Source organism: Prosthecobacter sp. (assembly GCF_044232965.1).
Classification (GTDB): Bacteria; Verrucomicrobiota; Verrucomicrobiia; order Verrucomicrobiales; family Verrucomicrobiaceae; genus Prosthecobacter.
This window is the reverse complement of sequence record NZ_JBIIKX010000114.1, coordinates 1-12,268: the sequence shown is the minus strand read 5'-3', so window position 1 is coordinate 12,268 and position 12,268 is coordinate 1. Positions and strand designations below refer to the sequence as shown.

The window sequence follows — 12,268 nt, the reverse complement described above, 5'->3', positions numbered from 1 at the left end:
ATAATTTCTATGCACCACAGTTGCTGCGTATTTGATGTCGCTACGAGAAGGCTCTCTATCGTTGAAAGTAACCGGATACGCAAAGTCTCGGCTTTCCTCAATAAACATCCAGCAATTCCAAGAGGCCTTATCGCCTTTTTTGATTGTTGTATATCTGACAGCCGGGCCAGAGTATTCCTCACTTAGTTTCACATAGTTGAGCACAACATCGTTGGAAATTTTCGGGAACGATGGGTCTGCGTTAGAGACTGGATATTTTTCCCAAAATGATGCCTGATCTGTTGCATCCTTATCGAAGGCTGCCACAAGGGAGGTCAAAGCCACAGCGGCCAGGAGACAAACCAAAAGCGGTCGTTTTGGCTGGTGCAAGAACTGCGCTTTTTTCATCAACAAACCTACCATGGCGAGCGCCGCTATCAGCAATGCCCATATCCACCCATCTGCTGCCGGACGTGTTGAATCATTCGTATTCTTGGTGGGAGGATGCTTAATTACAATACTCGATTCGGAATGGCTCTTCAAATACTCTAACGCTTCTTCTTGTGTCGGTTGATGTTCAGCTTCCACTTCGAACTTTCGTCCGTCATCTAGTTCTATTGAATATTTTTTCATTAATATGCAGGTTAACTCGGCGCGTGAGCCGTGCGTGGCACAGACTCCTCAAAAGGGGGGAATAAAATGCCAGGCATTTAATTATCTGCATAGCTAGCTAGGTATGTGCGTAAACATGGCAAAGGCGCAGAGCGGCCAGCCAATGAAGCCGAGCAAACTCAGGGCAAATGATCCGAGTAGGCGCTCAACGAAAACGCCCACAATCGGGAACAATAGACCAACAACGTAGATCGGGATCGGTGCCCACCACACAACCGTCCAGCCGTAATAAATCAGGTACACTAGCCCCGTAATCCTACCAGCAAAGGCCGAGAACTTCAAAATAGTCTCGAATCCCTGGCTCGAACCACGGAAGCCACGCAAATGAGGATGCGTCTCGAAGCCACGCACTTGAAGCTGCTGGTAGAAAACAAACATACCGAACAGGCAGTAGAAAAGTACTGAGAGCCAAGAGATGGATTGCATGCCTTTGGAGGTCTGGGTTTTTGGGCGAACTTGTGGATCATTCACAAGTAGGAAGGTTTGTCAGCAGCTTTATATGCCATGGGTCAGGGAAACAACGTCAGGCTGCCAAAAATCAACAACCCTGCCTTCTAGCCTGATCCGTCGCGCTCAGGCAAAGCCCAACGGGACGTTCGTCATGCAGCCCAGTAGTGCCGAGCGATAGCAGCGCTCTCCTGGGAACCGCGCCACCCACGCGCCCCTCCGGAGCACGAACCGCCACGCGGTTCCGTCACCCGAACGTCCCAGCGGCAACGCATCGCCCATGACGGGACCGCGTGGCGGTCCGGGAACGTGATGGGGGCGGTGGGGCACGCGAATCCCAAGGGAGCGCTCGCCCAAGGCTCGGCACCCTTGGGCTGCTTCGAATAGGAGAGGAATCATCCTGATCCCTGATGTCTCGACGCTGGGGCCAAGATGGCACCGCTCCTTGGCCAGAGCCCAACCTCCCACCCCAGATTGCGGAGTCGTCCCGCGTGTTGGGAGACTCCCGTGCCTCAATTGCGGAGCCGTCCTGCTTGTTGGGAGCCTCCTATGCCCCGATTGCGGAGTCGTTCTGCTTGTTGGGAGCCTCCTATGCCCCGATTGCGGAGCCGTCCCGCGTGTTGGGAGCCTCCTATGCCTCGATTGCGGAGCCGTCCCGCGTGTTGGGAGCTTCCCATGCCTCGATTGCGGAGCCGTTCCGCGTGTTGGGAACCTCCCATGCCTCGATTGCGGAGCCGTCCTGCTTGTTGGGAGCCTCCCGTGCCTCGATTGCGGAGCCGTCCTGCTTGTTGGAAGCCTCCCTCGCCTCGATTGCGGAGTCGTCCTGCTTGTTGGGAGCCTCCCGTGCCTCGATTGCGGAGTCGTCCTGCTTGTTGGAAGCCTCCCATGCCCCGATTGCGGAGCCGTCCTGCGTGTTGGGAGCCTCCCATGCCCCGATTGCGGAGTCGTCCGGCATGGAACCGGCCTCGGCGAGGGCCGAAAAGCGGCCTTTTCAGCGCCTGCGGGGCTGTGAGGTTTTCCCGAGCAGCTTCGAGAGCCGGATGAGTTCTTCCTTGCTGATATCGACCAAGGGAACGAGTAACCGGACAGTCTCCACAGCCTCATCAAACGTGATGAGGACGATGTGGCCTGGCTAGGGATTGATTCTTGACGATCCGGGGCATTGAGCCTCCTTTGTTCGCAGGAACTCCCCAACGGGATTCCGAAGATTATCCGCCCTTCGGCAGTAAGCGCCCTCGATCATTTCAGGGTTGCCGAGCCCGAGGGGCTTTTCTTTTTCCCGCCATGGCCTGCGCCCCATGAAAACCACCCGTCAGGAAGTCGAGTTTGATCCCAAGGCGCTCGTCGAGCGCGTGCAAGCCTTCGCCAAGCATGCCAAGGCCGGCAAGGCCATGCCGGGGGTGCGCATCACTCAGGTGGCCGTGCCGCCAAAGCTCAAGCCATTGCCTCCGGCGGACATCAAACGCATCCGCACCCGCCTCGGCGTCAGCCAGGCCACCTTTGCCGCGCTGCTCAACGTGCCGCGCAACACCGCCATCTCCTGGGAAAGCGGCGTCCGCAAGCCCAGCGGCGCGGCCTTGAAACTGCTCAGCCTCGTGCGCCAGAAACCGGAGATCCTCGCCGCCGCAGGTTGAAGGTGATTCACGACCCGGCAGCGCCCCGAAGCCCAGCGGGACGTTCGTCAGGCAGCCTAGGAGTGCCGAGTGCTAGCGAACGCTCTCCTGGGAACCGTGCCACTCACGCAGCCCGCCGGGAACGTGATGAATCTAACCGCTGATGGGACGCTGATTTGACGCTAATCCATGAATCCGGTCATCAGCGTCTTGTCAGCGTCCCATCAGCGGTCAAACAAAGTGTCCATCTAACTCCAACGTCATCCCATGCGTGAGGTCCCCAACTACATTTCCGGACATGAGCGAGTGGTGGAGGCTTACGGCTACTGGCCCAGCTTCCATGATTCTCCCGTCCTGGCATTCACACGCACACCGGAATACATCGAACTGCACGTCGAGGCCTGGGAGATGACTCGGCAGGTGGATTCCCGTGGCTACATCGTCCTCACCAAGAAGCATGAAATCGGGTTTCGCTTTTCAGGCATTGCCACGGCTGAGCTGGACGACTTCATCCAGGACAACATTCTCTTTGAGTTAGCCTTCTCACCCATCGCGCACCAGCAAACCACCGGACAATTCCACGTGGTCTTGGATTCCGCCATGGGTAGTGACATGTGCGGCCAATTTACCGCCACAAGCGGCGAGGTCCTCTACATCCGCCCGTCTCCGATGAAGCCGACTACCGAAACGACCGCGTGATTCAAGGCCATCAAAGACGGTGGCAGCCTATCGCAGAGGAAGCGGGCTTTTGACTCACTCTTTACAAACACGGGCCGCATCCGGCCCCAAGGAACACTGATTGCATTTCGTGATCTGAATCACGACACTTGCCCACCTCGCATGAAACTCACGCCCGCTCTGCTCCTGCTCTCCCTCGCTTCCGCGTGCCTCCTGAACGCGGCCGATGACGCGCCCACCAAACCCAAGGAGCCGAAGCCGCTGCGCAGCTACCAAGACTTCCTCGCCGTGATCCCAAAGGACATGGAGCCCGAGAACGCGCGGAACTGGACCGACGCGCAGAAGGAAGTGGCGAACGGCCTGCTCAAAAAGAAGCTCGTGGACACGAAACGTCCTGCGACGATGCGCTTCAAGGTGCGCGGCGTGGATTTCTGGGAGCGCTTTGTCGTGTGGTCCTACCTGCCGAATGATGAAGGCTACCACGTCCGCGTCTTCGCCAGCCAGTGGAAGGACGCCGACATGCTGCCGAAGCTCGCCACGCTGCGCGAGGGTGATCTCATTGAGATGAGCGGCGTGTGCGATCTCGCCAAATATGAAAACCTCTGGAACACGAAATCGCTCTCCCTCGGCATTGGCGATGCTTCCTTCATCAAGCTCCTGCCCAACGGCAAACCCGTGCCCGCACCGGAGCGCATTCCGGTGAAACTCATCTCCGCCGTGTATGGCTCCGGCACCGCGTTCTGCGATGTCACCGACCGCGTGAAAGCCCTCCTCGACGAGCCCGGTGCGATCTTTTACGCCAACCCAAATTGGCTTGGTGCCGATCCCACACCCGGCTGGAACAAAGCCCTCATCATCGTCCACGAGAGCGATGACAAACGTCGCACCTTCACCGTCGGTGAAAACGGCGAGGTGAGCGCGGCGCTGATCGTTAAATAGGGGATGGATATCACACGGCCGCGCACTTGTGCGCGACAGACTGACAGTCTTTTGTCAGGAGAGGTCGTTACTGCTTACCGAAGTTCTCGGGGCAGGAATGCCCCGATTACCGGGAACTTCGGAATCCGGGTTTAGAAGCGGTAGGTGATGCCGGCGCTGAGGTAATGGAAGAGGGCGGAGGTGTAGGTGGTGTCGCTGTCCACACCGCCTTCGAGAATGCGATAGCCTAAACGCAGGGCGATGTTCTCCGTGGCATGATACTGCACGGCGGCCAGTACATCCTCGGCACGGCCATTGGGGCCCACGAGGGCGTCGCCCTCCAGCAGGAGGCTGAAGCGCGGCGCGAAACGCCAGTCGAGGCGGAAATTGATCAGCGGCACGAAGCCGAGATTGGAGTCCCGGGCGGAAAGACCGCCCTGATTCACCTGGATGGAGGCATCGCGAATCTTCCCCGTCAGACCCATGCCGAAGGTGAGGGTGTCGGTGGTGATGAAATTGTAGCGGTAGGTGAGCCGGTAGGAGTCGAAACGGTAACGCGCCGTGGTGGGAGTGTTCGCGGCGAAGGTTGTGCCGGCAAAGTTGACCGGAGTGGCAAAGGCTCCGTCCGACTCGGTGCGGAGTGGGGCGGCGAGCACGGAGAAATCGTGGCGTGTGCCCATGTGCCAAGTGGCGCGGCCACGGAAGAAGACCGCCGGTTCTGCATTCAAATCGCTGGCCAGCGAGAACAAGGTGCCTGTGTCTGCCGGGATGCGGACATCATTGGTGCCGGTCCAGACCGCGCCGGATTCAAAGTCCAGACTCATCTCCGCGCGTGAAGTGGAGGCAAACAGACAGGGCAGGAGAGCGACAAGCAGCAGAGGTTTCATCATGGCGCATTAATAACGGCTGCGCGTCTCCCCCGGATTCCTCCATTCTGAAAACTGGCGCGATTCCGCGGCTTGTGCTCGAATGGCGTCATGCCGTCGGAATCGTCACCCCGCCAAAGCCGCCGCACCGTGGCAGAGGTACCTCCGCACGAGATTCCGTGGTGGTGGCAGGCGCTGGCATGTTTGGTGTTCGCGTTCGTGGGCACCCTCGTCTGCAACGAATCCGCCGTACAGCACCGCCGACCGGTTGAGCATTTGGCGGATACTGAGCGCATCGACATCAACTTCAGTTCGCAGGAGCAGCTCGAATCCCTCCCCGGCATCGGTCCAGTGCTGGCGCGGGCCATCATCACCGCGCGGCCCTTTGCCTCCGCCGAGGAACTCGCCCGCGTGCGCGGTGTCGGCCTCAAGCTGCTCGAAAAGCTCCGTCCTCTCATCCAAGCCGCCCCAGGCCGCCGAACAGCGGACACATGGTGATGCTTCATCGAGTCTTTCCCCACCACGCCCATATGAGCACCTCCGCCACGCTTTCTATCGCCGAACAAATGCGCGTCCTTCAATCCAAAGCCGACGTGGCCACTTGGGCGCTCGAACACCTCGGCCTGCCGCCCGAATGGCGGGACACCAACGTGCCCGGCAACACCGAACGCTGTCAGGAGGCGGTGAACCGCCTCTTCACCCTCACGCGTGCCGACATTGAGGCCAGCCTCGCCGCGCAAGGCCTTCAGCCCGAGAATCTGCCGCACGTCCGCACCGAGGTGGACTCGCGCGACGGCAGCTACTTCATCGCCAAAGGCAGGTGCTGGGAGTTCTACTTCCAGGAGCGTGGACAGCCGTGGGCGTGTGCCGTTTTTGACGACCTCACCGAGGCCCGAAAGCTGCTCCTCAACAACTTCATCCCCATCTGGCTCGAACACCTTCGCGTGCCCTGCCGCACGAAGGACGGGAAGGTCATTCGGGAGTTGTAGGTCATTTGGCTTCGCGCCCTACCCGTGTGGAAGCCCGCAATCCGCCAGCACCACTTTCGCGGCATTGAAGCCGCACAGGCCGGTGACGTTGCCGCTGGGATGCGTGGAGCCGCCGCAGAGGTAGAGACCAGGGGTTTCGGTGCGGTAGGTTCCTGCACCGGGGAAGGGGCGATGATAGCCGATCTGATCGTTCGCGAACGATCCCACCAGCAGATCGCCACGCATCATGTTAGGCAACAGACGCTCGGTGTCGAGAGCGCTGCGGGTGAAGGAATCCAGCAGGGCATCACGCAGGTTCGGCGCATAGGTTTGCCAGAGCGCCAGCATCTCGCGGCCATGCTGCTCTTTGTATGTGTCCCAGTTCCGCGCATCGCCATGCAGCGCGTAAGGCAGCTTTTCCCACATGAAAGCGGTGTGACGGCCTGCCGGTGCCTGCGAAGCATCAAACTGCGTCGGGCATGTGCCCCACATCACCGTGCGCGGAATTTCACCGCGTTCATGCGCAGCGACGATGTCGTGAAACTGCGCCACATCATCCAGGCCGAGGATCATCATGAAGGCGTGGTTCAATTCAGGATGCTGCTCCGCCGCGGCATAACGTGGCGGCTCGCGCAGGTTCAGATTCAGCGCGAACAGCGGCGCGAGCAGGTTGTACTCGAATCCAGCAGCCCGTTCGCGCAGATGCGCGGACGTGACATCGGCTGGAATCAAATCGAGGAAGGTCTGCTGCGGATTCAGTCCGCTGGCAACGAACTGCGAGGCCTCGATGCGGTCACCGGTCATCGATTCGACGCCACACGCACGGCCATTGCGCGTCAGGATCGAGCGCGGCTGCCAGTTCGTGAAAATCTCGCCGCCATGCTCGCGCAAGTCTGCGCACAGCGCCTCGGCCAGCCGACGCGAGCCGCCAAGGCACATCTGCGCTTTGCGCGGACTCGCCATCAGCGTGGGAATCGAGTGTCCGAAGCCCTGCTGTCGCAAATCGACTTCTCGAAGACCATTGAAGAACAGCAGCCCTGCCCGCACCGCCGGATGCTCGAACTCGCGCATCACAAATTCGATGGGTGACAGCGCCTGCACCTCCAGCAGCGTGCGTCCGAGTTCGCTTTGCCTCAGTTTGGCCAGGCGTTGCTCTGGCGGCAGCGGTGGGTTCTGCGCCTCGGGAATGAGGATCTGCTCCACGATGGGCCGGAAGCGCTCCGTCCATTCGCGCAGACGGTCCGCATCGCGTGGCGAGATCGCCGCGAACGATGCGAAGGTTTTTTCAAAATCCGTCCACCACTCCAGCACGCGATTCTCCGGCAGAATCATGGCCACATTGAGCTCCGGCTCGATGTAACGCACGCCATAACGCTCCAGCTCCAGATCACGATACCAGGGCATTGAGGTCAATGCGCGGTGGAAGAACGAATGCGTGTTGTGCTTGAAGCCGGAGCCGGGCGGATGCTCCACCGTCGTCAGTCCGCCGCCGGCCACGTCATTTTTCTCCACCACGGCCACCTTCAGGCCGGCGCGCGCCGCATAGCAGGCGAGCACCAGGGCGTTGTGCCCGGAGCCGAGAAGGATGCCGTCGTAAATCATGGCCGCGAACCATTACGCGGCCATGAGCGGGTTCTCGCGTTTTAGATCGCCACTTCCGCGTCCTCGTCACCAGCGTCGGCCAGCGACTTGATGATCATGCCCGCAGCGACGGTGTTGTTGGTCTGCTCATCCACGAGGATGAAACTGCCGGTGGTGCGGTTCTTGGAATAGGGGTCGAAGAAGATCGGCGACGCGCAGCGGATGCGGATGCAGCCGATGTCGTTGAGGGCGAACTCCTTGCTCTCGACGGTTTTTTCGAGCGTGCTGATGTTCACCTTGTAGAGCACGTCGGTGACGATGGCACGCACGTCGTTGGTGGTGTGGCGCAGGTGGAAGCGGCCGCGTGGCTTGAGGATCTTCTTGTCGGCGAACCAGCAGATCATGGCGTCGAACTCATGGCTGGTCTGCGTGGGCTCGTTCGCCTTGACGATCATGCCACCACGGCTGGTGTCGATCTCATCGGCGACGGTGATGCTGTAACTCAGCTGCGGGATCGCTTCGGGCTGCGGGCCTTCGTAGGTGTGAATGCCGGTGATTTTCGACTTCATCGCTGAAGGATAAACGAGCACATCATCACCCACGCGGAAGGTGCCGCTGGCCATGCGGCCGGCGAAGCCGCGGTAGTCGTGCAGATTGCCGAGTTTGGCGTCCGTACGGTCGGAAATGGGGCGAATGACCCACTGCACAGCGAAACGCGCTTCATCGGCGGCGGTTTCGCTGTGGACCTGGACGGTTTCGAGATGCTGGAGCAGCGACGGGCCGGTGTACCACGGGGTGCTTTCGGATTTATCGACCACGTTGTCGCCATTGAGTGCGCTCATCGGGATCGGCGTGACTTGCGGGAGATTGTCGAGGCCTTTGGCGAAGGCTTGGAAGTCGCCGACAATCTTGTCATAGACGGCCTGGTCGAAATTGACGAGGTCCATCTTGTTCACGGCGAGAACGATGTGCCCGATGCGCAGCAACGACGCGAGGTAAGTATGGCGCATCGTCTGCTCGATCACACCGAGGCGTGCGTCGATCAAGATGATCGCCAGATCGGCCGTGGAAGCGCCGGTGACCATGTTGCGCGTGTACTGAATATGCCCCGGCGTGTCGGCGATGATGAATTTTCGCTTGGGCGTGGCGAAGTAGCGATAAGCCACGTCGATCGTGATGCCCTGCTCGCGTTCAGCACGCAGGCCGTCGGTGAGCAACGCGAGATTCACATGCGCATCGCCACGACGCTTGGAGGATTCTTCGACAGCGAGAAGCTGGTCTTCGAAGATCGACTTCGAGTCGTAGAGCAGACGGCCGATGAGCGTGCTTTTGCCATCATCGACAGAACCGGCTGTCGTGAAGCGGAGAAGAGAGGATTCGGTGGGGTTGACGAGAACGTCCATGATCTGAGGAAAGTGTTTGAAGTTGAGTGCTGCGATTCTCGCTGAAATCAGAAGTATCCTTCCTTCTTGCGGTCCTCCATGGCGGTCTCGCTGCGCTTGTCGTCGGCGCGGGTGCCACGTTCGGTCTGGCGGGCAGCGGCGACTTCGGCGACGATTTCGTCGATGGTGCTGGCGGTGGATTCGACGGCGCCGGTGCAGGTGGCGTCGCCAACGGTGCGGAAGCGGATGGTCATTTCCTTCACCTTGGGCTTCTCTTCATCGAGCAGCGGGATGATGCCGGTGCTGGCGTCGAGGAGCTGGCCGTGGCGCTCGATGATTTTGCGCTGATGGCTGAAGTAGAGGCTTGGCAGCGGGATGTTTTCCTGGCGGATGTATTGCCAGATGTCCATCTCGGTCCAGTTGCTGAGCGGGAAGACGCGGAAGTGCTCACCGAAGTGTTTGCGGCCGTTGAAGATGTTCCAGAGCTCGGGGCGCTGGTTCTTCGGATCCCACTGACCGAATTCATCGCGGTGGCTGAAGAAGCGCTCCTTGGCGCGGGCTTTTTCTTCATCGCGACGACCACCACCGAGGCAGGCATCGTATTGGTGCTCTTCGATGGTGTCGAGCAGCGTGACCGTTTGCAGCTTGTTGCGGCTGGCGTTGTGGCCTTTTTCTTCCTGCACGCGGCCGTCGTCGATGGATTTCTGCACAAGGCCAACGGTCAAGTTCGCGCCGATCTCCTGCACGAACCAGTCACGGTATTCCATGGCCTCAGGGAAATTGTGGCCGGTATCAACGTGCAGCAGTGGGAAGGGCAATTTCGATGGATAGAAGGCTTTGCGGGCCAGCCAGGCCATGACGATGGAATCTTTGCCACCGGAGAAAAGAAGCGCGGGCTTTTGGAACTGCGCGGCGGTTTCGCGCAGGATGTAGATGGCCTCGGATTCGAGGAATTGGAGATGAGTGATCGCAGACATTTATGATTTACGATTTTTGATTTGGCCGGGTCAGATGACGGCGAGGAATTTGAGAAGGTTGCGCGTGCTGAGAGCGACGACGAGGACGCCGACGAGAATCATGAAGGGCTTGTGCGGGATGTGTTTCGCGGCCCAGGCACCGAACGGCGCGGCGATCATACCGCCGATGGCGAGACCGAGGATGATGCTCCAATGCGTGAGGCCGATAGTGAGGAAGAACGTGATGCTGGCGGCCAGTGTGACGAAAAACTCGACCGCATTTACGCTGCCGACGGTGATGCGCACGTTGTTACCGCGCACGATCAAGTTGGACGCGACAATCGGGCCCCAGCCGCCACCGCCCATAGCATCGACAAGCGCACCGAAGAAGCCGAGGGGCGCGAGATGTGTGGTGACATTGCGCGGCGGCACGCGGACGAAAGCTTTGGCGATGATCACGGCACCCATGATGATCAGATAGCCGGAAACCCAGGGTTTGAGCACGTCGCCAATGGAGGAGAGCAGATACGCGCCGATGATGGCACCAATGACCGCAGGAACGAGCAGCCGACGAAACAGAAAGCGGTCCACATTGCCAAAGGCGTGATGCGAAATCGCGGAGGCGCCGGTGGTGAAGCACTCGGCCGCATGCACCGTGGCGCTCGTGGCCGCTGGCGGCACACCGAAGGCCATGAGCAGCGACGAGGCGCTCACGCCATAGGCCATGCCGAGCGCTCCGTCGATCAATTGAGCGACGAAGCCGGCGGCGATGTAGAGCAGAAAGTCGGGCGGCAGATCCATGGGCGCTTACGCTTTGTCGGTGACGAGCTTGGCATGCAGGCCGCATTCGTGTTTTTCGTCGCCCTTGGCCGGATCGTAGTAGGTGCGCTCGTTCGGCAGATCGTGTTCGAGCAGGTAGGCGTCCATCTCGACGGGCGTCCAGTCGAGGATGGGGTTCACTTTCAGGCAGTTGAACTTCGCGTCCCACATGAAGGGCTGAAGCGTGGCCGCGCGCTGCGGGTTCTGCTCCTTGCGGAGCGCGGTGATCCAGACCTTGGGAGCGAGTTCGCGCATGCCGCGCTCGAAGGGCTCCAGTTTCATGATGCGACTGAAGGACTCGACGCGCTCGACTTCGTCCGGCATCGGGACCTGACCGCCATTGAGGGCCAGCCAGTGGGCGGCGGTCATGAGCGGTAGGTAGGGCTTCAAGTTGAGGTTAAGGCGTGCACGGCTCTTTTCGGCGAAGCGGTAAGTTTCAGGGAGATTGGTGCCGTGATCGACCCACAAGATGGGAATGCCCGCCTCCTGCTCCGTGGCGAGGTGGAGAATCACGGCCTCATACGGACGGAAGTTCGTGGTGACGACAGCCTGGCCGTCGGCATGTGCGAGGGCGATCTGAATGATCTCCTGGGGCGATTTGCCTCTGGCTTCGTCATTGAGGGCGGCGATTTGGTCGGGGTTCATGGTGGGAGGGCGATTTATTCACCTGATTCTCGATGTGTAAAGTAGGAAATAGAAAATCAGGGCATGAAAAAGGGCGCGGGGTTGATCCGCGCCCTTCGAAAGTTAGCTGTGCTTCAGATTAAGCCTGAAGAGCGGCTGCTGGTTGGATGTTCACGCGGCGGCCATCCTTATCGAAGCGGACATTGCCGTCCACGAGGGCGAAGATGGTGTGGTCGCGACCGATGCCGACATTGAGACCGGGAATCCACTTCGTGCCACGCTGGCGGAGGATGATGTTTCCTGCGATGACGGCTTCGCCACCGAATTTCTTGACGCCAAGACGCTTGCTTTGGCTGTCGCGACCGTTTTTGACGGAACCTTGTCCTTTTTTATGGGCCATAAGAGGGGAGGAGTGAGGGGATTAGGCGTTGATGGCGGTGATCTGCACGAGGGTCAGCGGTTGGCGGTGACCACGGGTCTTGTGGAAGCCCTTGCGCTTGCGGAACTTGAAGGTGGTAACCTTGTCGGCCTTGTGCTGCTTGAGCACCTTGGCGGAAACGCTGGCTCCGGCGACGATGGGGGCACCCACCTTGATGCTGCTGCCTTCACCAGCGACGAGCACTTGGTCGAAGGTGGCCGTTTCGCCTTCGGCGGATTCGAGCTTCTCCACGTCGAGCTTGTCGCCCACGGAGACTTTGTACTGTTTGCCGCCTGTTTTGATGATTGCGTATGCCATAGCCTTGAAAAGATAGAAGTTTCCTCGCT

16 protein-coding genes are annotated in these 12,268 nt (G+C 59.7%); 5 read left to right on the top strand and 11 right to left on the bottom strand.

Annotated elements, in window-relative coordinates; genetic code table 11:
- The 3 genes from ACILSI_RS25690 to ACILSI_RS25680 form a co-directional block, all read right to left on the bottom strand.
- Window positions 1–612 (bottom strand): hypothetical protein (locus tag ACILSI_RS25690; RefSeq protein WP_395724784.1); only part of this gene is annotated, 612 nt, incomplete at its 3' end.
- Between the two features lie 93 nt (window positions 613–705).
- On the bottom strand, window positions 706–1,077 hold the full coding sequence (locus ACILSI_RS25685; RefSeq protein WP_395724783.1) for a hypothetical protein: 372 nt from the start codon (window positions 1,075–1,077) through the stop codon (window positions 706–708).
- Between the two features lie 652 nt (window positions 1,078–1,729).
- Window positions 1,730–2,053 (bottom strand): hypothetical protein, encoded by a 324-nt coding sequence (locus ACILSI_RS25680; RefSeq protein WP_395724782.1) that lies wholly within the window; start codon window positions 2,051–2,053, stop codon window positions 1,730–1,732.
- 343 nt (window positions 2,054–2,396) lie between these two features.
- Between ACILSI_RS25680 and ACILSI_RS25675 the strand changes: the two genes are divergently transcribed.
- From ACILSI_RS25675 to ACILSI_RS25665, 3 genes are all read left to right on the top strand, one after another.
- Window positions 2,397–2,732: a helix-turn-helix domain-containing protein gene (locus ACILSI_RS25675; RefSeq protein WP_395724781.1), complete on the top strand. Its 336-nt coding sequence runs from the start codon at window positions 2,397–2,399 to the stop codon at window positions 2,730–2,732.
- Window positions 2,733–2,978: 246 nt separating this feature from the next.
- Window positions 2,979–3,410, top strand: coding sequence for a hypothetical protein (locus ACILSI_RS25670; RefSeq protein ID WP_395724780.1), 432 nt, complete (start codon window positions 2,979–2,981; stop codon window positions 3,408–3,410).
- A 141-nt stretch (window positions 3,411–3,551) separates the two neighbouring features.
- Window positions 3,552–4,328, top strand: coding sequence for a hypothetical protein (locus ACILSI_RS25665; protein WP_395724779.1), 777 nt, complete (start codon window positions 3,552–3,554; stop codon window positions 4,326–4,328).
- A 131-nt stretch (window positions 4,329–4,459) separates the two neighbouring features.
- On the opposite strand, the gene ACILSI_RS25660 is transcribed toward ACILSI_RS25665, so the two are convergent.
- Window positions 4,460–5,197, bottom strand: a complete 738-nt coding sequence (locus ACILSI_RS25660) for a hypothetical protein (RefSeq protein WP_395724778.1) — start codon at window positions 5,195–5,197, stop codon at window positions 4,460–4,462.
- Window positions 5,198–5,284: 87 nt separating this feature from the next.
- On the opposite strand from ACILSI_RS25660, the gene ACILSI_RS25655 reads away from it, so the two are divergent.
- On the top strand, window positions 5,285–5,671 hold the full coding sequence (locus tag ACILSI_RS25655; RefSeq protein WP_395724777.1) for a ComEA family DNA-binding protein: 387 nt from the start codon (window positions 5,285–5,287) through the stop codon (window positions 5,669–5,671).
- Window positions 5,672–5,703: 32 nt separating this feature from the next.
- Window positions 5,704–6,162, top strand: coding sequence for a hypothetical protein (locus ACILSI_RS25650; RefSeq protein WP_395724776.1), 459 nt, complete (start codon window positions 5,704–5,706; stop codon window positions 6,160–6,162).
- An 18-nt stretch (window positions 6,163–6,180) separates the two neighbouring features.
- Here ACILSI_RS25650 and ACILSI_RS25645 read toward each other — a convergent pair whose 3' ends face one another.
- The 7 genes from ACILSI_RS25645 to rplU form a co-directional block, all read right to left on the bottom strand.
- Entirely contained in the window at window positions 6,181–7,743 is a 1,563-nt protein-coding gene (locus tag ACILSI_RS25645; protein WP_395724775.1) for a phytoene desaturase family protein, read from the bottom strand.
- Between the two features lie 41 nt (window positions 7,744–7,784).
- Window positions 7,785–9,125: a sulfate adenylyltransferase subunit 1 gene (locus tag ACILSI_RS25640; RefSeq protein ID WP_395724774.1), complete on the bottom strand. Its 1,341-nt coding sequence runs from the start codon at window positions 9,123–9,125 to the stop codon at window positions 7,785–7,787.
- A 47-nt stretch (window positions 9,126–9,172) separates the two neighbouring features.
- Window positions 9,173–10,081 carry a sulfate adenylyltransferase subunit CysD gene (cysD, locus tag ACILSI_RS25635; RefSeq protein ID WP_395724773.1) on the bottom strand — a complete coding sequence of 303 codons (909 nt, stop codon included), beginning with the start codon at window positions 10,079–10,081 and terminating at the stop codon, window positions 9,173–9,175.
- A 30-nt stretch (window positions 10,082–10,111) separates the two neighbouring features.
- A complete protein-coding gene (locus tag ACILSI_RS25630; RefSeq protein ID WP_395724772.1) occupies window positions 10,112–10,861 on the bottom strand; it encodes a sulfite exporter TauE/SafE family protein in 750 nt (249 codons plus the stop codon).
- A 6-nt stretch (window positions 10,862–10,867) separates the two neighbouring features.
- A complete protein-coding gene (locus ACILSI_RS25625) occupies window positions 10,868–11,524 on the bottom strand; it encodes a phosphoadenosine phosphosulfate reductase family protein (protein WP_395724771.1) in 657 nt (218 codons plus the stop codon).
- A 118-nt stretch (window positions 11,525–11,642) separates the two neighbouring features.
- Window positions 11,643–11,903, bottom strand: coding sequence for a 50S ribosomal protein L27 (rpmA, locus tag ACILSI_RS25620; RefSeq protein WP_395724770.1), 261 nt, complete (start codon window positions 11,901–11,903; stop codon window positions 11,643–11,645).
- A 21-nt stretch (window positions 11,904–11,924) separates the two neighbouring features.
- Entirely contained in the window at window positions 11,925–12,239 is a 315-nt protein-coding gene (gene rplU / locus ACILSI_RS25615) for a 50S ribosomal protein L21 (protein WP_395724785.1), read from the bottom strand.
- Window positions 12,240–12,268 lie beyond the last annotated feature (29 nt).

Bases quoted from the DNA above. Each gene is read 5' to 3' on its own strand.
- ACILSI_RS25625 (WP_395724771.1), bottom strand. From the start codon at position 11,524: ATGAACCCCGACCAAATCGCCGCCCTCAATGACGAAGCCAGAGGCAAA.
- ACILSI_RS25675 (WP_395724781.1), top strand. From the start codon at position 2,397: ATGAAAACCACCCGTCAGGAAGTCGAGTTTGATCCCAAGGCGCTCGTC.
- cysD (WP_395724773.1), bottom strand. From the start codon at position 10,081: ATGTCTGCGATCACTCATCTCCAATTCCTCGAATCCGAGGCCATCTAC.
- ACILSI_RS25655 (WP_395724777.1), top strand. From the start codon at position 5,285: ATGCCGTCGGAATCGTCACCCCGCCAAAGCCGCCGCACCGTGGCAGAG.
- ACILSI_RS25670 (WP_395724780.1), top strand. From the start codon at position 2,979: ATGCGTGAGGTCCCCAACTACATTTCCGGACATGAGCGAGTGGTGGAG.
- ACILSI_RS25630 (WP_395724772.1), bottom strand. From the start codon at position 10,861: ATGGATCTGCCGCCCGACTTTCTGCTCTACATCGCCGCCGGCTTCGTC.
- ACILSI_RS25660 (WP_395724778.1), bottom strand. From the start codon at position 5,197: ATGATGAAACCTCTGCTGCTTGTCGCTCTCCTGCCCTGTCTGTTTGCC.
- ACILSI_RS25640 (WP_395724774.1), bottom strand. From the start codon at position 9,125: ATGGACGTTCTCGTCAACCCCACCGAATCCTCTCTTCTCCGCTTCACG.
- ACILSI_RS25685 (WP_395724783.1), bottom strand. From the start codon at position 1,077: ATGCAATCCATCTCTTGGCTCTCAGTACTTTTCTACTGCCTGTTCGGT.
- rpmA (WP_395724770.1), bottom strand. From the start codon at position 11,903: ATGGCCCATAAAAAAGGACAAGGTTCCGTCAAAAACGGTCGCGACAGC.
- ACILSI_RS25650 (WP_395724776.1), top strand. From the start codon at position 5,704: ATGAGCACCTCCGCCACGCTTTCTATCGCCGAACAAATGCGCGTCCTT.
- ACILSI_RS25680 (WP_395724782.1), bottom strand. From the start codon at position 2,053: ATGCCGGACGACTCCGCAATCGGGGCATGGGAGGCTCCCAACACGCAG.
- ACILSI_RS25665 (WP_395724779.1), top strand. From the start codon at position 3,552: ATGAAACTCACGCCCGCTCTGCTCCTGCTCTCCCTCGCTTCCGCGTGC.
- ACILSI_RS25645 (WP_395724775.1), bottom strand. From the start codon at position 7,743: ATGATTTACGACGGCATCCTTCTCGGCTCCGGGCACAACGCCCTGGTG.
- rplU (WP_395724785.1), bottom strand. From the start codon at position 12,239: ATGGCATACGCAATCATCAAAACAGGCGGCAAACAGTACAAAGTCTCC.